The organism is Pirellulales bacterium (assembly GCA_035533075.1).
Taxonomy (GTDB): Bacteria; Planctomycetota; Planctomycetia; order Pirellulales; family JAICIG01; genus DASSFG01.
In genome coordinates this window covers 12,723-27,244 of the sequence record DATLUO010000216.1, presented here as the reverse complement: position 1 = coordinate 27,244, position 14,522 = coordinate 12,723, and the positions used below count along the sequence as shown (strand labels likewise).

The window sequence follows — 14,522 nt, the reverse complement described above, 5'->3', positions numbered from 1 at the left end:
GCCGCGAACGCACCGGACCTTGGGGACTACGCCCTTGCTTTTTTCACGGGCGCGCCTTTCGCCCGCGAACCACACAACAAGAACGCTGTTGCCGCTAAAGCGACAATCAGTTTAATCCACGTTTTTCCCGTGTAAAGGGCCGGGGGGTGGAAACTGGGGCCTCTGGCCCCACCCCGAAATTGATCCGGGGCAGGTGAGGTCGTCGGGTTGAAGCTCGTCTTGCGCCACGTGGCGCACGGCCAGCACGAGAACCACGTCGTCGGCCACCGTGAAGATGATTCGGTGCGTTGGGCGTCGCGTATTAACGACGGTGTACGTCATCGCGCCCGCTGTGGCAGCCCAAGCTGTTGCCGAATGCGCGCGATCGAATCGCCGACGGGCGTTACGCGGCCCGCTTGCACGTCCGCCAGCCCTTCGCGGATTGCCGCCATGTCTTGCTCCTTTCGAAGCACCTCCAACGTCGCCTTATCGACGATGAAATAGACCTGGTGTGTCTGCTCATCCTCGACGGCAACCGGACCCTCGCCCTGGCGGAGTGCTTCGCGTTGCTCGACGGCAATCATCCGGACGGCTGGTTCCCCGAGCAGCGCATCACCGCGGCCGAGGCGGTCCGCGCCTACACACTGGACGCCGCCTATGCCAATTTCTCTGAAGAGCGGTCAGGTTCGATCGCGCCCGGCAAGCTCGCCGATCTGGTCGTGCTGTCCCGCGACATCTTGGCGGAGGAGGAGCGATCAAGAATCGCAGAGGCCAGGGTCACCATCACCGTCGTGGCGGGCCGGATTGTTTACCAAAAGGAACATTGAATGAGGGCCGCACTCACGGCAACATCACTCGCCCGCCGCAGACGACCAGCGTCTGCCCAGTGATGAAGCTCGATTGCTCCGACAGCAGGAACAACACCGCATCAGCGACGTCTTCACTGCGGCCGATTCGCCCGAGAGGCGTCAGGTCTCGCCAGCGGCCCCGGCGTTTGTGGAAGGCATCTGCCCAACCCAGTATCTGGGCTATTGTCAGGTCAGGCTTAGGTTTCCCCCAAAGTCGTCGCGGGCGACGTTTCGGCCTGATCGGAGGTGCGGTCGCCATCCGAGTAGCGTAAACGGCTTCCAGACGCCTTTCCAGAACCTAATCGCGGCGTCATGGACAGGACGACAAAATTGTTGCGGCGGCCAACTGGATGGGCGATACTGAGCGAGGTGGTTTCCTGTGCTGACAACGCGTCCCCCACATGGACTTCTACGACTACGCCACGACGCATGACCTCACTCGCCGGGCCGGGTTGACCAACGATACGCCCGCCGCCTTCTACCGGCAACTTCAGGCTGCCGCTTACGTCGAACGTACCCGTGGCGTGCAGGGCATGGCCGTCGAGTTCAACCGCTACCAGTCGGAACTGAACTGGTCGCTCGCCGGCCGGCCCTACTACAAGCTTTGGCCAGCCATCATCCCGCTCTTGGCCGGCGTCGGCATCGACGTGCCTGTCGATTACCTGCGATTGCCGTCCCCCGCGTTCCTGGTGCGGTTCCCGATGCAGGATAATCCGCTACGGGTCGATGACGAGCACGTGGTCCGCTCGATCCTGGTCAATGACGGCGAGAACGACGCCGGCGAGCGCCGCATGTTCTTGTGGATCGACGTCGGCGAACTGCACGACGGCTGGCCTGTGCTCACGTTCTGCCAGCTCGACTGCGTGCCGGGCATCGCGATCGAAGAGGCGTTTGACCGGCTGCCACGTCAGAATCCCCCAGGGCTCCACGTCCCGCGTGAGCTGCAAGCGGATTGTTTGCGGGTGGTCGTCTCGGTTTGCTTCCTGGCAACCGGTGCCGACCGGCTGATCGAGCCGGAGGTGCTGAGCAAAGACCTGGCCCGCTACCTGGACGCCCGGAAACGCGATTCGGCCGCGGCCGAGCGTCTGGTCGAAAAGGCGAAGCGACGGGGCAAGGTGGGCTGGCACATCGGCCAGCATGAGCGAGTGCTCCATCTGAGCCGGCCCGAAGGGCATGGCGATGCCAACGGCAGCATACATGGGCCGTTACGATACCAGCACCAGCGGCGGGCACATTTCAGGCTGCTGTCGGCGGGCCGCGTTACGTTCGTGAGGCAGGCGACCGTGCGGCCGGATTTGCCGCCGCCGGAGCGGGCGGCGGGCTATCGGGTGCAGGCGTAGCGGCCGTAGCCAGGTTCGACGGCGTGGACCTCCGATTGAGCAGCACCATCGACAAGTTTTGCACACATCGCAATCGTGTCGCCCAGCAAGCGGACGGCTGAAATTCCCGGCTTGCCACGAGCGTTCAGGCACCTTCGCGAGCCACCGTCGTTGATGCGGCAGCAACCCGTGGTATCTTTATGGGCGACCCAGCCGAAAGGCTGAATCAAGGCCGCCCAGGTACCTGCCCCGCCTGTGGCGGCTTTTTATGCGCCACGACTCTTTGAACGAGATTGACCTGTCCGCTCAACTTCGTGAGCTGCAGCGCCAAGTAGCCGAACTGCGAGACCTTCTCGTTGGCAGAACCGCCAAGCAAGCCAAAAGCAGTCAGGCCGATCCAGCGTGGCGGCTCGTCATTCCGATCAGCGAAGGTAAACTCGTGCTGGGCACCTGGCAGCGGGTCTTCCATCTTGAGTGCGACGTTCGGCCGCGGGACCGGAAGGTGGTGGTGACGGTTTACGGAGAAGCCGTGAGCAACTGGAGTTAAGAGACGCATGAAGGACGAAGCCAGCTACGTCTGCGAGTCCTGTGGTGAGGAGATCGTCGTACCGATCGACATCTCCGCGGGCGACGAGCAGGAGTACGTGGAGGATTGTCCGGTGTGCTGCTGCCCGAACGTCATCCACATCGAGCTTGACGAGTACGGCGACGTGCGAGTTTGGGCGCAAAGGGAGTGATGGGCTGAGCTATGCGGCTCTTCGAGGGAACGCCGTTCGATCGTCCGCCGCGCTGTGAACGCTGTGGGGCGCTGGAAGAGGAATGTACCTGTCCGCCTCCGCGATTTCCGCCGGAATCGCAAACGGTGCGATTGGCGGTCGAAAAGCGGAGGAAGGGAAAGGTGGTGACAGCCTTGCGGGGGCTATCGGTCGAAGGCAACGATCTGCCCGAGTTGCTGCGCCAACTCAAATCGGCCTGCGAGAAAGAGCCTTGCGATTTCTCGCAAGGCTCTATTCAGTGGAGGCGGCGGGAATCGAACCCGCGTCCCGAAACATTTCCACGCCTGCTTCTACGTGCGTAGTCGAGCTATTTCCGCATTTCGCCTTTCAGCCCCCGATCGACAGGGTGCCAAGCAGGCTAGTCGAGTACAGCTTTTAACTCCGGGCGTACCCAACGTTGACCCGGAGCGATTCGGAATTAGTGACCGGCTTTTGGACCTCTCCGACAAAGATCCGCAGCCGGGGATGCCATTAGTTAGGCAGCCAAAGCGTAGCTATCTTCGGCAATTGAAGATATTTGGTCAGCTTTTAACGTGGCCAACTGACCAACCACGGCACGCCACCTGCGCTTCAAGCTGTCCGGTCGAACCCAGTTCGCCCCCGAATGCCCAAAGCAATGACAGTTCAATTCCTATTCTACACGGTCGGGCCAGAGGGCGGGAGGCGGCTTTGGCCCTTTGACCCAGTCGGCTTTGACAGCCCGGCCCAGCCATCCTAAAATCAAGGTGAACCTGGATGGGGACGATTCTGTCCTTTTTCGGGGCGGTAGCTCAGTTGGGAGAGCGTCGCGTTCGCAATGCGAAGGTCGAGGGTTCGACTCCCTTCCGCTCCACTGCCAAGCACCCGTTGACAGCCGTTGTCAGCGGGTGCTTTTGTTTGACGCCACAAGCAGTTGCGTCGTCGCCGGCCGGCAAGTTGCGTTTGCGGTCGTCGGCTGCCATTTTGACAGCGAATGCCTCGCTTGCACCACGTTGGCCAGATTTTGGTGCAAGCAGCGGTGCAAGCTGGTGCAAGCCCGATACGCGAAGGTCATCGGTCCCCGTTGCCCGTTGCTCTTGCCTATCGGCGGGCGTACCGTCGAGGGGCAACGCCGGCAGAGCGTCGAGGGCGCCGGCCACGTCGAGCAACTTCGGGTCGGTGTAGGTGTTCATGGTCAAGTCGATCGTCGAATGCCGCATGGCGGCCTGCGCGGTCCGCGGGGCAACCCCGCCTTTCGACAGCAGCGTGCCGAACGTGTGCCGCATGGCGTGTACGTCGATCGTCCGGCCACGTTCATCGCGCTTGGCGATGCCGGCCATTTTCAAGTCGCGGTCGAGAATTTTGACCAGCGCTTTCGGGACCGTGAACAGCGGCGCATCGGCCGGCAGCCGGCTTTCCGCGCCGCTCGATTGAATGTTGGGGTCCGGCTGGGCGCACCATATCGAGCCGACAAGCGGCACCGGACCCGTGAATATCCGCGGCGCAAACGCGCCAGAATCGCCGCTATGGCGTTGGTTCAGTTCCTTGACCCACAAGGCCAGGTCGGCGGCAAGGTCGCCTCTGAGGGGCAGCGTCGAGCCGGCCCGGTTCTTTTCGTCGGCCGCGTCGAGCACGATCGACGGCAACGGCCCGTCGAGGTCAAGCTGGCTCACAGCGAGCGAAGCCAACTCGCCGCGGCGCAGCCCGGTGAGCACCAGCGTTTTATAGATCAACGCACGTTCGCGGCCCAGCCGTTCAAGTTGCTCCCGCACGTCGTCGCGAACGTTGGCGGCAAGCTGGCCCTTTCGCTTTCCGCGGCGAACCGTCATTGCCTCAACGAGCGGTCGCCGGCGGGCCACGTCGAGCAATCGCAGCAACTCCGCTTCGGTGAGCGATCGACGTTGCCGGCGGCAATCGGCGTTGGCGTCAGCCCGCGCCACGGCGTCGAGCGGATTCGAGGTAAGGCGGCCCGTGCGGACGCACCAGTTTCCGAACACGACGATTTCAGCCCGATACTCGTTGCGGGTCGGCGCCGACATTCCGGCTTCGGCAACGGAATGCAGCCAACGTTCCAACATCGTGGCCGACAAGTGGGCCAGCTTGGCTGCGGAACAGTCGGCGGCAATCTTGTTGAGCCGGCCCCGTGCGTTGGCGATGCGCGTTCGATGCACTCCCTTCGCCTTCAAATGGCCAAGGTACGCGGTGAAGTGATCGGGCAGCGGCGTGCCCTGGTGATCGGCCACGGCGTTTTCGGCCGCGGTCACCACCCCGGCCTTGACCAGTTCGGCCCGCCGTTCCAATTCGCCCAGCACTTTGCGGGCGGCGTCCTGGTCGCGGCAGCCGGTCGAGATTTCCACGACCAGCCCGTTGCCGTCGCGATACTTCGCGGTGTACGTGCCGGCGGTCACGCTGATACGGCCCGGCTCGGCGGCCTGGTCGCCGGCAATCGGTGCCGTGCGGGCCTTGCCCTTGCTATCCTTCCATCGTGCCAACCGCTCGCCTTTGCGGACGATGATTTCCGCGCCAGCCGGCAGCGGCTTTGTAAAGGTCTTGCGGTAGACGGTGCCCATAGGTCACTTCGCCTTTCGTTGGGTCAGTACAGTTTCACGTATCCTTGCCGAATGGCAAAGTCGAGCGCTTGAGGAAGGGCCTCCACCGGAAACTCACCACCACGCGCCGCTTTGCCGTTCTTGTCGAACCAGGTGAATTTCACGGATTTCGCCTTATTCGAGCCATCATCCCAAGATGCCACCCCCAGGCGAATTTCGCAGGTCTGATCAATTTTGTACGGTTCACTATGCGCAACTCTCATTTCGTGCTCTCCGTTTTGGTTTGAGTGCGTGTCAAGACACTCAGATGATACTCACTTCACAGTGTCAAGTCAACGGTGCGCGCTGTCAAGCGACTTGTTCGATTCCTAGCACGCGCTCGATTTCGCGGCGTAGCTCGGCGTTCAGTTCCATGCCGCATTTCAGCAGCCATGCCAAGTAATCGTGGTCGAGACTGGCAACCGGCTTTCCTTTGTGCTTGCCGAACGGCATCGATATCAGCCATTCATCGCACAACGCCACGCAATTCGGGTTGTGCCAGCAGCGTCCCCCACAGAATCCGCACGGTTCCGGGTAGCGATGCCGGCCCAACAAATACTCCCCGTCGGTATCGTCGAGCAAAGCGAACGGGCCAAGATCGGCGGCGGTCGGTTCGTCCGGCCAGAGATAAATGCCTTCGTCCTGGTACACGTCGGCGACTTCGCCTTGTTCGCTTACGGGCGGTTCTGGTGGCGGGTCCGTCGAGACAGCCGGCGGCGGGGCGCCCTCTGGGCCCGGCGGCGGCACGACCTGCCAGAGCGTTTGCAGTTGCGCCAGCAAGGCGGCGTCGGTGGGCATGATGTTCTACTGCCTTTCTGTTTTCGAGCGGTCCCCGTCCGCGCCAGCGGACATCAAGGGGACCGCTCTTATGGTCCCTTATGGGATGGGTGGCACCCACGCCACCTATAACGGACGCGAAATGTCACCTTGTATGGTGGCACCCACGCCACCTTGTCTCAGTCCCTTTCCAGCGGCCGAACCCGGTAGCTCGACACTCCCCTCCGTAGCCCGCCGCGGCGAACGATTTTCAGCAAGCCCCGGTCTTCCAGACTGGCGACGGCACGCTTTACCGTGCGAAGATTCACGCCGGCTCGGCGAGCAAGATCGGCTTGCGACGTGCGGGCCAGCCCGTCCGGTTTCGTGTCGCGGAACAACGTGAACCAAACCAGTAATTCAGCACGCGGCAAGCTGACGGCGGTGAAGTCCACAAAGGCGTTGAGAATGGCGAAGCGGTCGCCGCTCTTACGCTTCGCTTTGCTCTTGCCCCCGTCGTCCGGGTCGCCGATCGTCGAGCCGGTCTTGCCATTGGTCGCCGGCTTCATAGGCGGCAGCGTCGAGCAACCGGGTAGTATTCGCGGCTCATTCATCTTCGTCATCGTCCCCCTCGTCATCGTCGGCCGCGTCGGTCCTATGCCAGAGCGAAGCCAACGCCGATTGCAGCCGGCCTTTTTCGGGCGTCCAAGCTTCGCCGGCGGTAACGGGCGCGAAGGACTGGTGCGGACGGTCGAACCGCAGCACAAGGTCTTTTGCTTCCGTATGCCGGGCCTTCAAATGCTTCAAGACAACCTGGTCATCGTGCTTGTCGTCGGGCGCCAGAATGAAAGCATCGTCGGCCCCAAATTCCAGTTCAGAGCTTTCGCGGAATGATGCCAGGTTCAACCCTTCGCCGTCATAGCTTGATCGGCCATTGCGGTCTTTTGCCCGTGCCACCGCGGCCACGACAACCGTAGCAACCCCGGCGTCGGCAAACTGCCGCAAGTAATTCATGCTGGCATCGACGGCCCCGCGGCGGTCGCCGTGCGTTCCGGGCGGCGGGATGCGTTGGATGTAATCGAGCACGATCAAGTCGGCATGCAAGGCGTCGGCACTGGCGGCCACGTTTTCGAGGTCGAACGGTGGGCGCACAAACGCCAACCGTTCGCTGATCGCTTCCAACGTGTGCATCGCCTGGTCGAGCCGATCGGCGTGCGAAGCGTCGAACCGCCGATAGCGAATCGAGGTCAAGTCGATGCCGCTAAGCCGTGCAAGCTGGCGGTCGAGCAAAACCCGCGGCGGCATTTCAATCGAACACACCAGAACGCGCAGCGTAGGCGTCAATCGCAAGGCGTCGGTCACGGCCTGCATTACAAACGCGCTCTTGCCGGCCCCCGGTGCTCCGCCGAACAGCGTTACCAGCCCCGGCCCGATTTCGATGCGTGCCAGGTCGCCGGCGCCGATCGGATAGAGCACGGGCGGCGAGCCGGTGAGCACGTCGTCGCGCCAGCCGTCGAACACGTCGCCGGCGGTTTGGTAGTTCGCGTTTGTCATTCGCTGTCAGTCCTGATAGACTTGGGGGTATGAACGCCGACGCCATTCAAACCATGTTGCGGATACAGCCGTTTCGCCCCTTTGAGGTCCATTTGTCGAACGGCGAGATCCATGAAGTTCGTCACCCTGAGAACGCGATTGTGATGAAGAGCAACCTCTTGCTGGCCTATCCCGAAAAGGATTCCTTCGTCTTTTGTGCCTTGTCGCACGTTTCGAACGTGCAGCCGCTTCAGCCGGCTTAGCCGTTTCTCCCATGCGTTAGCCCGCATTCGATTTGTCGCCGCACTTCTTTCGGCGGCAGCCCTGAATCAAGTCCGGCCTCAGTCAGCAACGCTTGTGCGAGCGCTGACGGGCAACCAAACTCGCCAAGGTTCGCGGCGGCCGAAAACAGCATGCGGTGTCGGTCGCCAGTGGCCAGCGCGTCGCCGTCACGAATGATTGCCAGCGTCGAGCGGTTCAAGGTCGATGAACCCTTGCGTTCGGCCCGCCGTGCGGCGTTCGCTTCGCCTTGTCGCCCTACTTCGGTTTCGGCGTCGAGCCAATCCGCAGCGGCCTGGTCGTTCGTCGCGGCCGGTTCTGGCAAGTCGAACGGCGTCGGCTCGGCGGCCAGTTCCTTGATGCCGTCGATCGACATTTGCATCAGCACGTCGAGCGAGAGCTGCCTCTTGTGCAAGCCCGTCTTGGGGTGCCGAGAGTTCGGAGCACGGAACAAACGCACCTTGTCGTACACGCCGGTGTCGATCGTCACGCCGGCCAGCTCGGCGAGCCGTTCGGCAAACCGCCGTGCGATCTTGTGGAACGTGACAGCCGGCTTTGGTTGCCAGAGCGAAGTAGGCAACCCAAGATGAAAACCTTTGCCGCCGCTATAGAACGCCAGCACATCGCCGTCGGCCAGCCGATAGCGTTCGTCGAGGGTCACGGCGAGCCGGCGGGCGGCGGCTAGAGCAATCGACAAGTTGGCGCGATCAACATCGAACCACAGCCACGGCGCCCAACATTCGCCGGCAAATTCTTTCGTCGAGCCGGTCGCTTCCACGTGCCGACGAAAATCATCGCCGTACTGAAACGCACTCAGGTAGCATTCGCGGTCGAGTTCGGCCCGCGGGTCGCAAGAGGCATGCGCGGAAAGCGCGGCGGCGGCATCGACCAGCCGCCGCGCTTCCCACGTTGCCCCCACGACACGAAAGCCGTAGGGACAAGCATTCATTCCGGTTCGCCCCCTTCCACTTCGCTGTCGTCGGTGCCCCGGTGCTCGGCGTCTGCCTGGTGCTCGCCGTTGGTGCTCGGCGCGAACGGGTCGCGCGTCGGCACGTCGATACGCAAGAGGTCGAGCGATTTCACCTTGTTGTGTTGGGATCGATCGTCATCAGTCAGCAGCACCAGCTTGACGGCGCAAACGATGCCTTGCGGCAGCGGCCGTTCAAGCTGGTCGAGGGACGTAACGCCGATCTTTCCTAAATCGCGTTTGGTCATCGACAACGCGGCTTCGGTGAGCCATACATCGTGCCAAAATCGACGGCCCGTATGCTCGCCTTCCACAATGCGGAACGTGAGCTTGTAACCGGGCGTGCCGGTTTGGGCGTTGAAGTTTTCGCCCGACTCAACGGTCGCGACGTAATCGCCTTTTGGCAGCGGCAAAAGGTCTTTCGCCGCTTCGGTCGAGTTCCACGCCGACGCTAGCTTTTCGCGGTCGCCGGCCCTTAGAATGTCGCTTAGAGATTTACGAGCCATTGCGAATCCTCCATACCGGGCGCCACGGCAGCCACCGTTGCGCCCGGTTCGTTGTTAGGGGTTTTGGGTTTTGGTTTGATCGGAAACAAAAGCCCCTGGTCGCCGTCTTGGCAATCGTCGTCCCGGTCAGGATTGGCGAGCAACCATCGCTCGGCTTTCCCGCGGTCGGACAATCGCCAACGGCTAATCGGCCTTGCGTGCGCTTGCGGCCGGCACGTCACGGCAAAGCCATCGTGTTCGATGACGCCTGCCTTCACTAAAACCAATGGCACGGAACCGAACAGCTTCGGATTGATGGCGCGCGGCAGCGTAACGGCGTCCCGCACGTCATCAGCCGTCGCGGTCCCTACGTCGAGCAATCGCCTTAGTAGCGCTCGCCGGCCACGCAACACGTCGACTTCACGCCGCTCGGCGAGCGAGTCTAAGGCGGCCTGTTTGCGCCGCTCGCCTTCATCGCGGTCCCGGTCTTGAATCGCATCGCTCACTGGCCAGCCCTCCCCGCAGAGCGAACGGCCTTGCATCCGGTCGCAATCCATTGGTCGATGTCAGCCGTTCGCCAGCGAAGCAAGTTGCCTAGCTTGATTGGCGGCGGCATTTTGCCCGAATCTGCCAAGCGTCGGGCGTGCCTGGTGGAACAAGTGAGCTTGGCGGCCACGGCCTGCACATCGATCAAGTCGGGCGGTGCCGGTGGCACGCCGCACAGCTCGGCGAGCCGGTCGTGAGAGAGTAGCGGTCATGGGATTTTCCTCTTGGCTTGCACGCTGCCTGCCCGTCACCAGGCACGCCACAGCGCGTCTAACTACCACAAACCGGATAGAAAATCCGCCTTCCCGCCGTGCGGGAAGTTCGGCCAGAAGTGGCCAGTGCATAACGCTTTGCGTCAAGAAGTGACCGCGGACCGGATAACCGCCAAAAATCCGGTCTTATCCGGTTTGGCCTAAACCGGATTGCATCGGGGGCCGACTTAGCTATTATTGAAGTGTCCGGTGCCGCTTGTCGGCTCGATATGGCCAGCCCAGCCGGACCCCAAAACAACTAAGGGCCAGCCGTTCCGCGGTTGGCCCTTTCTTTTGCCAGCTTCGTCTTGAATTGCACCAGCGGGCTTTCGGCCGGAAACACCCATAACCCGTCAAGGAAGCCCGCAGGCGTCGAGCGCGATGCCCAGAGGTACGGCACGATGCGTGCAAAGAACGGGTACGCCGGGTTTTGGTCGCGAAAGCATCGGTAGATGTTGTAGGCCACCAGGTCGGCAAGTTGCACGCCGTTCGATAGCTCGCTCCGCACGAACAGCGGCATTTCGGCAATGTGCGTCAGGCGTGTTCCCTTTGACGTGCCTTCGGATTGAAAGTAGGCGTGCTTCATTGCCAGGCTTCGGTTTCGTTGCCGGCTTATGTCGTCGGTGAGAATAACTCCCTGGTGCTTCGGGTGCTCCGTCGCCAAAAACTTTTGAATCAGCTCCAGCAAAAGCTCCCACGCCTTGCGGTGCATCCTTCCGGCGTCCATGTAGCCGTGCAAGTGCCGCTTGTCCACAACGACGGCGAAGATGTTCATGTTGTGGTGGTCAAGTTGCCGGTAAAACAGTTCGACCAGTTGCGTCAACTCGCCGTCGGTGAGATTGGCCAAGAACGGTCGTTGTGCGCGTTCCTTGGGAATGCGAGTCCACGTCGATTTCAGTTCGCAATCGGCAAGTTCCAACCGTGGCGTCGCCGGGTTGGTGTGCCGATGAATCTCGCAAAGCTCCCGCTTTCTCCGGTTCAGCGTTTGCTCAAAGCCATGCCAGCGTCGTTCAAACAGCGACACTGCCGCAAGCACGTACAAATGATCTTTGGCGAACGTCGAGCCGTCAGCGCGTCGGCCGATCGCGGCCGGGTCGAGCGAACCGGATTCATCAACGTAGAAAAAGTACATCGGTCACTCGTCCCTTTCTGGCCGCTCTACTTCGTCCGCATTGGCGATGCTTCGGCCCTTTGGTCGATTGGCGCGGCGGCTGTACTTTTGCTCGCCGAGCGGCCGCCGCGCTTCGCTGATGTATCGCCGCCACGTCTCAAAAACTGGCAGTTCGTAGTCACTCAGTTCGCCAAGGTCGCCTGCATTGTCGTGTAAGCCGTTTTCGTGGAGGTAGTCATACGCCTCACGATCTTCCAACTTGTCGCCGCTCATCGTTTGGGCAAACTCAAACGCGAAATATGCCTGTCGGATGCAAAGGGAAAGTGATTTCAAAATCTCAGCGCGTGACTTGCCGGCCCCTTCGCTTTGCTCACTGGCCCCGGTCGCCGGCGGTGCTTGGTCGGTGGCGTCAGTCGCCCGCATTTTTGGTTCGTCGAGCCAGTCGTCCGCGGCCAGCAGTTCCTGGTAAACGTCGGGCAAGTCGTGCAACTTTGCGCCCCATCCCTCTTGACCCGCAGCCGCAGCAATCAGTTGCACGTTGCAGGCTTTCTTGGCCAGCGTTTTGACGTGGTTTAGCCATCGCTTTTCGTCCCAGCTCTGCGGCGCGCCGTGTGGCAGCGATGCTCCGCTCCGCAGGAACGCTTCGATCGCGGATCGGCCAGCACGGGCGCGCTCGATGGCCTCCACCAGTCGCCGCAGTAAGTCTGGCCGGTCGCCGGCATTTCGCGCCATCATTTCGGCTGCATCCATTTCTTCCCATACGGCCAGCCGCACTTCGCGCACGCCATGCAACAGCGTCGAGACGCGCCTATCACTGGCTACTTCGTCGTTCGCCATCAGAAACACCTACGATCGTGTTCGGCCTCGGTCAGCCCGCCGCGGCGTCGGCGGGTAGGTGGGCGCCGCTCGCCGCGGGGGCCGTTAAGGCGGTGGTTGCGCAACCGTCCGCCACCCGACAATGCCGAGAGTCTACCGCGCGAAGCCGGCGGCGCGAATCCGCTAACGGCTGCTTGCGTCCCGCACGTCGCGGCACTACCCTAATGAGCATCGTTCCCTCTGCGCATGAGGGAGGTAGGTGATGGCGCTCGTTCAATGCCCAGACTGCAATCGACAGATAAGCGACCTTGCCCCAGCGTGCCCCGGTTGCGGCACGCCGATGAAGGCAGCGCAGGCGAGCAATCCGAAAGCACAGGCGGCTATTCCGCCACCGCGCTCACCCAAGAAACGCATGGGGCCGATGGCCCGCCTGACGTTGTGGTTGCCGGCGCTTTGGTTCATCGCCTGGGGTTGCGGCTACTTGTCGGTCACGTGGGGCGTATCGCAATCGGAGGTCACGGAACGCATGGCCCAGAGTGGCCAGGCGGCAGGGTAAACGCGATGGAGGTGGTCACGTTCCTGTATTTCTTCGCCATGCTGGTGCTGTTCTTCCGGCAAAAGGGCTGGTAGCAACAAAAGGTAGATTTAGCCATGCGCGATACATTGATTAGGTTCGCGTGCCAAGCGTGCGGGGCAAAGGCTCAGGCGTCGGCAGAGAACGCTGGCCGTCGCGTGAAGTGCCCGACTTGTGGTGCCAAAGTCACAATCACCGCAACGAAGGACGGGGCGATTCAGACAGCTAAACCTGCTGCCGTCGCACCCGGTGCTAGGATCGCGGCAGGAGCCTCTCTGCAGCCAGCACCACAAAAGGGCAATGCCGCTGTCGTCGTAGCTACGATCTCAACGGCCGTGGCGCTCGTGCTCGCCGTACTGCTCGTTGCTTCCCATTTGCATGGGCGCCGTCATGCGGATGTTGCGGCATCACCGGTTCAAAATCCGCTAACGCAACCACCGGCAACGCAACCACCGGCAACGCAACCACCGCCGACACAACCTCCGGTAACGCAACCGCCGCCGACACAACCGCCGCTGACACAACCGCCGACACAACCGCCGACACAACCACAAACCCCGCCTACGAAAACGTCGAACAAGAACGCGCAGCCCCCGAACAAGTCAAACAAGAAGCCGAAGCCTGGCGAGATTCAGGTTACACTCACCACGCCAACCGACGAGCAAAAGGCTGACGTGCAAGCGTGGCTTACCGACAATCTTGAGGATCCTAATTACCAAATTGTCACCTGGGGCAAGGTCATAAGTGCAGACATCGGCGGAAAAACAACGCGAACCGGCATCCGATTGAAGTATCGGGGGGTAAATGCGAGATTCGCTGGGCTTTTGCACGATACCGTGTTCCTTTTGGATGATAGCGGTAAGGTGTGGGCCGAAGAGGGGCTCGCAGGCTTTGAGCTTGTGAGCGCAACCATCGCGATGGCACAACGACATGTGGAAAGGGAGAAGCGCAAGATGGAGGCACGCAAACCATAACCGGAGCAGGCTATGTCGCGTTCCAGCCTTACCGCGACGTTGGTTCGTCCCCGGTGTCGCCCGCCGGCAGTAAATTGTCCCATTCGTCACGCCACACTCCCTTGCGTTCCAAGCCATCGAATGCGGCCTGCAAGCGGCCCTCACGTCTGATTTCGTTCCATCGTTCAAATGCCCGTTCGAGTCCGCGTTGAAACCGCAGGCGTTTCTCGACACTCATCCGAGCGGCATCGCCGTCGGTTGTTCCGGCCTGTCGCGTCTTGGCCAAGTAGCACACGCGCAAAACTATCTTGACCGGCAGTTCGTCGAGGTTCAGAAAAACCTGTTGACGTTGTTCCGCGGCGCTGATTTCAAGCTTTCGCAGTCGAGTCTTGTTAGACATGGCTTCTGTTTCCTGCTGACGTTTCTTCAAGTGCGGCAATTCGCTGTTCCATTTCGCCCGCTTCCCTGAGTTTGGTTCCAAGTTCCAGGATCGACTTGGCGGCGGCGTAGGCCACGTGGTCTTGTTCGCTGTCGAGTAGCGATACCAGCTTGTCGGCGGCCAGTGCCGCATTATTGCAAAGCCGGCCCACGGCCACGGCGAACAATTGCCCCCGCACGGTCGAGACTTGGCGGGCAAACTCACGATCGGCCAGCCGGCGGCTCACGGTTCGCGGCGAACAGCCGGCCCGCTCGGCGGCTTCGTTGATCGTCGCCCCCGTCGCCAGAGCGAGCGCCAGAGCGTCATCGCCCCCCGGTCCCACTCCGCCATTCTCTGCCATTCGTCGC

Annotated in this window: 20 protein-coding genes, 1 tRNA gene, 1 other RNA gene and 2 pseudogenes; 9 read left to right on the top strand and 15 right to left on the bottom strand. The window is 61.7% G+C overall.

Features of this window, described 5'->3' with window-relative positions:
- Positions 1-317: 317 nt before the first annotated feature.
- Positions 318-563, bottom strand: coding sequence for a hypothetical protein (locus tag VNH11_27915; protein ID HVA50214.1), 246 nt, complete (start codon positions 561-563; stop codon positions 318-320).
- Here VNH11_27915 and VNH11_27910 point away from each other — a divergent pair.
- Positions 546-806, top strand: a complete 261-nt coding sequence (locus VNH11_27910) for an amidohydrolase family protein (GenBank protein HVA50213.1) — start codon at positions 546-548, stop codon at positions 804-806. The two genes, VNH11_27915 and VNH11_27910, sit on opposite strands and share 18 nt — an antisense overlap.
- Positions 807-1,228: 422 nt before the next feature.
- Positions 1,229-2,167, top strand: coding sequence for a hypothetical protein (locus tag VNH11_27905; protein HVA50212.1), 939 nt, complete (start codon positions 1,229-1,231; stop codon positions 2,165-2,167).
- 205 nt (positions 2,168-2,372) lie between these two features.
- On the opposite strand, the gene VNH11_27900 is transcribed toward VNH11_27905, so the two are convergent.
- Positions 2,373-2,615, bottom strand: coding sequence for a hypothetical protein (locus VNH11_27900; protein HVA50211.1), 243 nt, complete (start codon positions 2,613-2,615; stop codon positions 2,373-2,375).
- An 85-nt stretch (positions 2,616-2,700) separates the two neighbouring features.
- Between VNH11_27900 and VNH11_27895 the strand changes: the two genes are divergently transcribed.
- Together VNH11_27895 and VNH11_27890 are read left to right on the top strand one after the other, a co-directional pair.
- A complete protein-coding gene (locus tag VNH11_27895; GenBank protein ID HVA50210.1) occupies positions 2,701-2,883 on the top strand; it encodes a CPXCG motif-containing cysteine-rich protein in 183 nt (60 codons plus the stop codon).
- A gap of 11 nt (positions 2,884-2,894) precedes the next feature.
- Positions 2,895-3,110, top strand: a pseudogene (locus tag VNH11_27890) (translation initiation factor).
- 48 nt (positions 3,111-3,158) lie between these two features.
- Here the strand turns inward: VNH11_27890 and ssrA are convergent.
- Positions 3,159-3,524, bottom strand: a transfer-messenger RNA (tmRNA) gene (ssrA, locus tag VNH11_27885).
- A 157-nt stretch (positions 3,525-3,681) separates the two neighbouring features.
- Between ssrA and VNH11_27880 the strand changes: the two genes are divergently transcribed.
- Positions 3,682-3,754, top strand: a tRNA-Ala gene (locus VNH11_27880).
- Positions 3,755-4,112: 358 nt separating this feature from the next.
- Here the strand turns inward: VNH11_27880 and VNH11_27875 are convergent.
- Positions 4,113-4,709 (bottom strand): annotated as a pseudogene (locus VNH11_27875) (site-specific integrase).
- Between the two features lie 445 nt (positions 4,710-5,154).
- Between VNH11_27875 and VNH11_27870 the strand changes: the two are divergent.
- Entirely contained in the window at positions 5,155-5,439 is a 285-nt protein-coding gene (locus VNH11_27870) for a hypothetical protein (GenBank protein ID HVA50209.1), read from the top strand.
- A 34-nt stretch (positions 5,440-5,473) separates the two neighbouring features.
- On the opposite strand, the gene VNH11_27865 is transcribed toward VNH11_27870, so the two are convergent.
- The 4 genes from VNH11_27865 to VNH11_27850 all read right to left on the bottom strand — a co-directional run bounded on the left by VNH11_27865 (position 5,474) and on the right by VNH11_27850 (position 7,775).
- Positions 5,474-5,692: a hypothetical protein gene (locus tag VNH11_27865; GenBank protein ID HVA50208.1), complete on the bottom strand. Its 219-nt coding sequence runs from the start codon at positions 5,690-5,692 to the stop codon at positions 5,474-5,476.
- An 85-nt stretch (positions 5,693-5,777) separates the two neighbouring features.
- Positions 5,778-6,266 (bottom strand): DUF3820 family protein, encoded by a 489-nt coding sequence (locus VNH11_27860; protein ID HVA50207.1) that lies wholly within the window; start codon positions 6,264-6,266, stop codon positions 5,778-5,780.
- A 158-nt stretch (positions 6,267-6,424) separates the two neighbouring features.
- Entirely contained in the window at positions 6,425-6,844 is a 420-nt protein-coding gene (locus VNH11_27855) for a helix-turn-helix domain-containing protein (protein HVA50206.1), read from the bottom strand.
- Positions 6,828-7,775, bottom strand: coding sequence for a DnaB-like helicase C-terminal domain-containing protein (locus VNH11_27850; protein ID HVA50205.1), 948 nt, complete (start codon positions 7,773-7,775; stop codon positions 6,828-6,830). Before VNH11_27850 ends, VNH11_27855 begins: the two co-directional genes overlap by 17 nt.
- A gap of 29 nt (positions 7,776-7,804) precedes the next feature.
- Between VNH11_27850 and VNH11_27845 the strand changes: the two genes are divergently transcribed.
- Complete coding sequence (locus tag VNH11_27845) at positions 7,805-8,017, top strand: hypothetical protein (GenBank protein ID HVA50204.1); 213 nt, start codon at positions 7,805-7,807, stop codon at positions 8,015-8,017.
- Here the strand turns inward: VNH11_27845 and VNH11_27840 are convergent.
- The 5 genes from VNH11_27840 to VNH11_27820 form a co-directional block, all read right to left on the bottom strand.
- The gene (locus VNH11_27840) at positions 8,014-8,982 is read right to left on the bottom strand and encodes a DNA primase (GenBank protein HVA50203.1); all 969 of its coding nucleotides are present in this window, start codon (positions 8,980-8,982) and stop codon (positions 8,014-8,016) included. The genes VNH11_27845 and VNH11_27840 overlap by 4 nt on opposite strands.
- Positions 8,979-9,506, bottom strand: coding sequence for a DUF669 domain-containing protein (locus VNH11_27835; GenBank protein ID HVA50202.1), 528 nt, complete (start codon positions 9,504-9,506; stop codon positions 8,979-8,981). The genes VNH11_27840 and VNH11_27835 overlap by 4 nt, the downstream gene beginning before the upstream one ends.
- Complete coding sequence (locus tag VNH11_27830; protein ID HVA50201.1) at positions 9,488-9,991, bottom strand: hypothetical protein; 504 nt, start codon at positions 9,989-9,991, stop codon at positions 9,488-9,490. Before VNH11_27830 ends, VNH11_27835 begins: the two co-directional genes overlap by 19 nt.
- 550 nt (positions 9,992-10,541) lie before the next feature.
- Positions 10,542-11,414, bottom strand: coding sequence for a DUF3800 domain-containing protein (locus VNH11_27825; protein ID HVA50200.1), 873 nt, complete (start codon positions 11,412-11,414; stop codon positions 10,542-10,544).
- 3 nt (positions 11,415-11,417) lie between these two features.
- The gene (locus tag VNH11_27820) at positions 11,418-12,230 is read right to left on the bottom strand and encodes a hypothetical protein (protein ID HVA50199.1); all 813 of its coding nucleotides are present in this window, start codon (positions 12,228-12,230) and stop codon (positions 11,418-11,420) included.
- 306 nt (positions 12,231-12,536) lie between these two features.
- Between VNH11_27820 and VNH11_27815 the strand changes: the two genes are divergently transcribed.
- A complete protein-coding gene (locus tag VNH11_27815) occupies positions 12,537-12,839 on the top strand; it encodes a hypothetical protein (GenBank protein HVA50198.1) in 303 nt (100 codons plus the stop codon).
- 279 nt (positions 12,840-13,118) lie between these two features.
- The gene (locus VNH11_27810) at positions 13,119-13,757 is read left to right on the top strand and encodes a hypothetical protein (GenBank protein HVA50197.1); all 639 of its coding nucleotides are present in this window, start codon (positions 13,119-13,121) and stop codon (positions 13,755-13,757) included.
- A gap of 28 nt (positions 13,758-13,785) precedes the next feature.
- Here VNH11_27810 and VNH11_27805 read toward each other — a convergent pair whose 3' ends face one another.
- On the bottom strand, positions 13,786-14,175 hold the full coding sequence (locus VNH11_27805; protein ID HVA50196.1) for a hypothetical protein: 390 nt from the start codon (positions 14,173-14,175) through the stop codon (positions 13,786-13,788).
- Complete coding sequence (locus VNH11_27800; protein ID HVA50195.1) at positions 14,129-14,515, bottom strand: hypothetical protein; 387 nt, start codon at positions 14,513-14,515, stop codon at positions 14,129-14,131. The genes VNH11_27805 and VNH11_27800 overlap by 47 nt, the downstream gene beginning before the upstream one ends.
- Between the last annotated feature and the right edge of the window lie 7 nt (positions 14,516-14,522).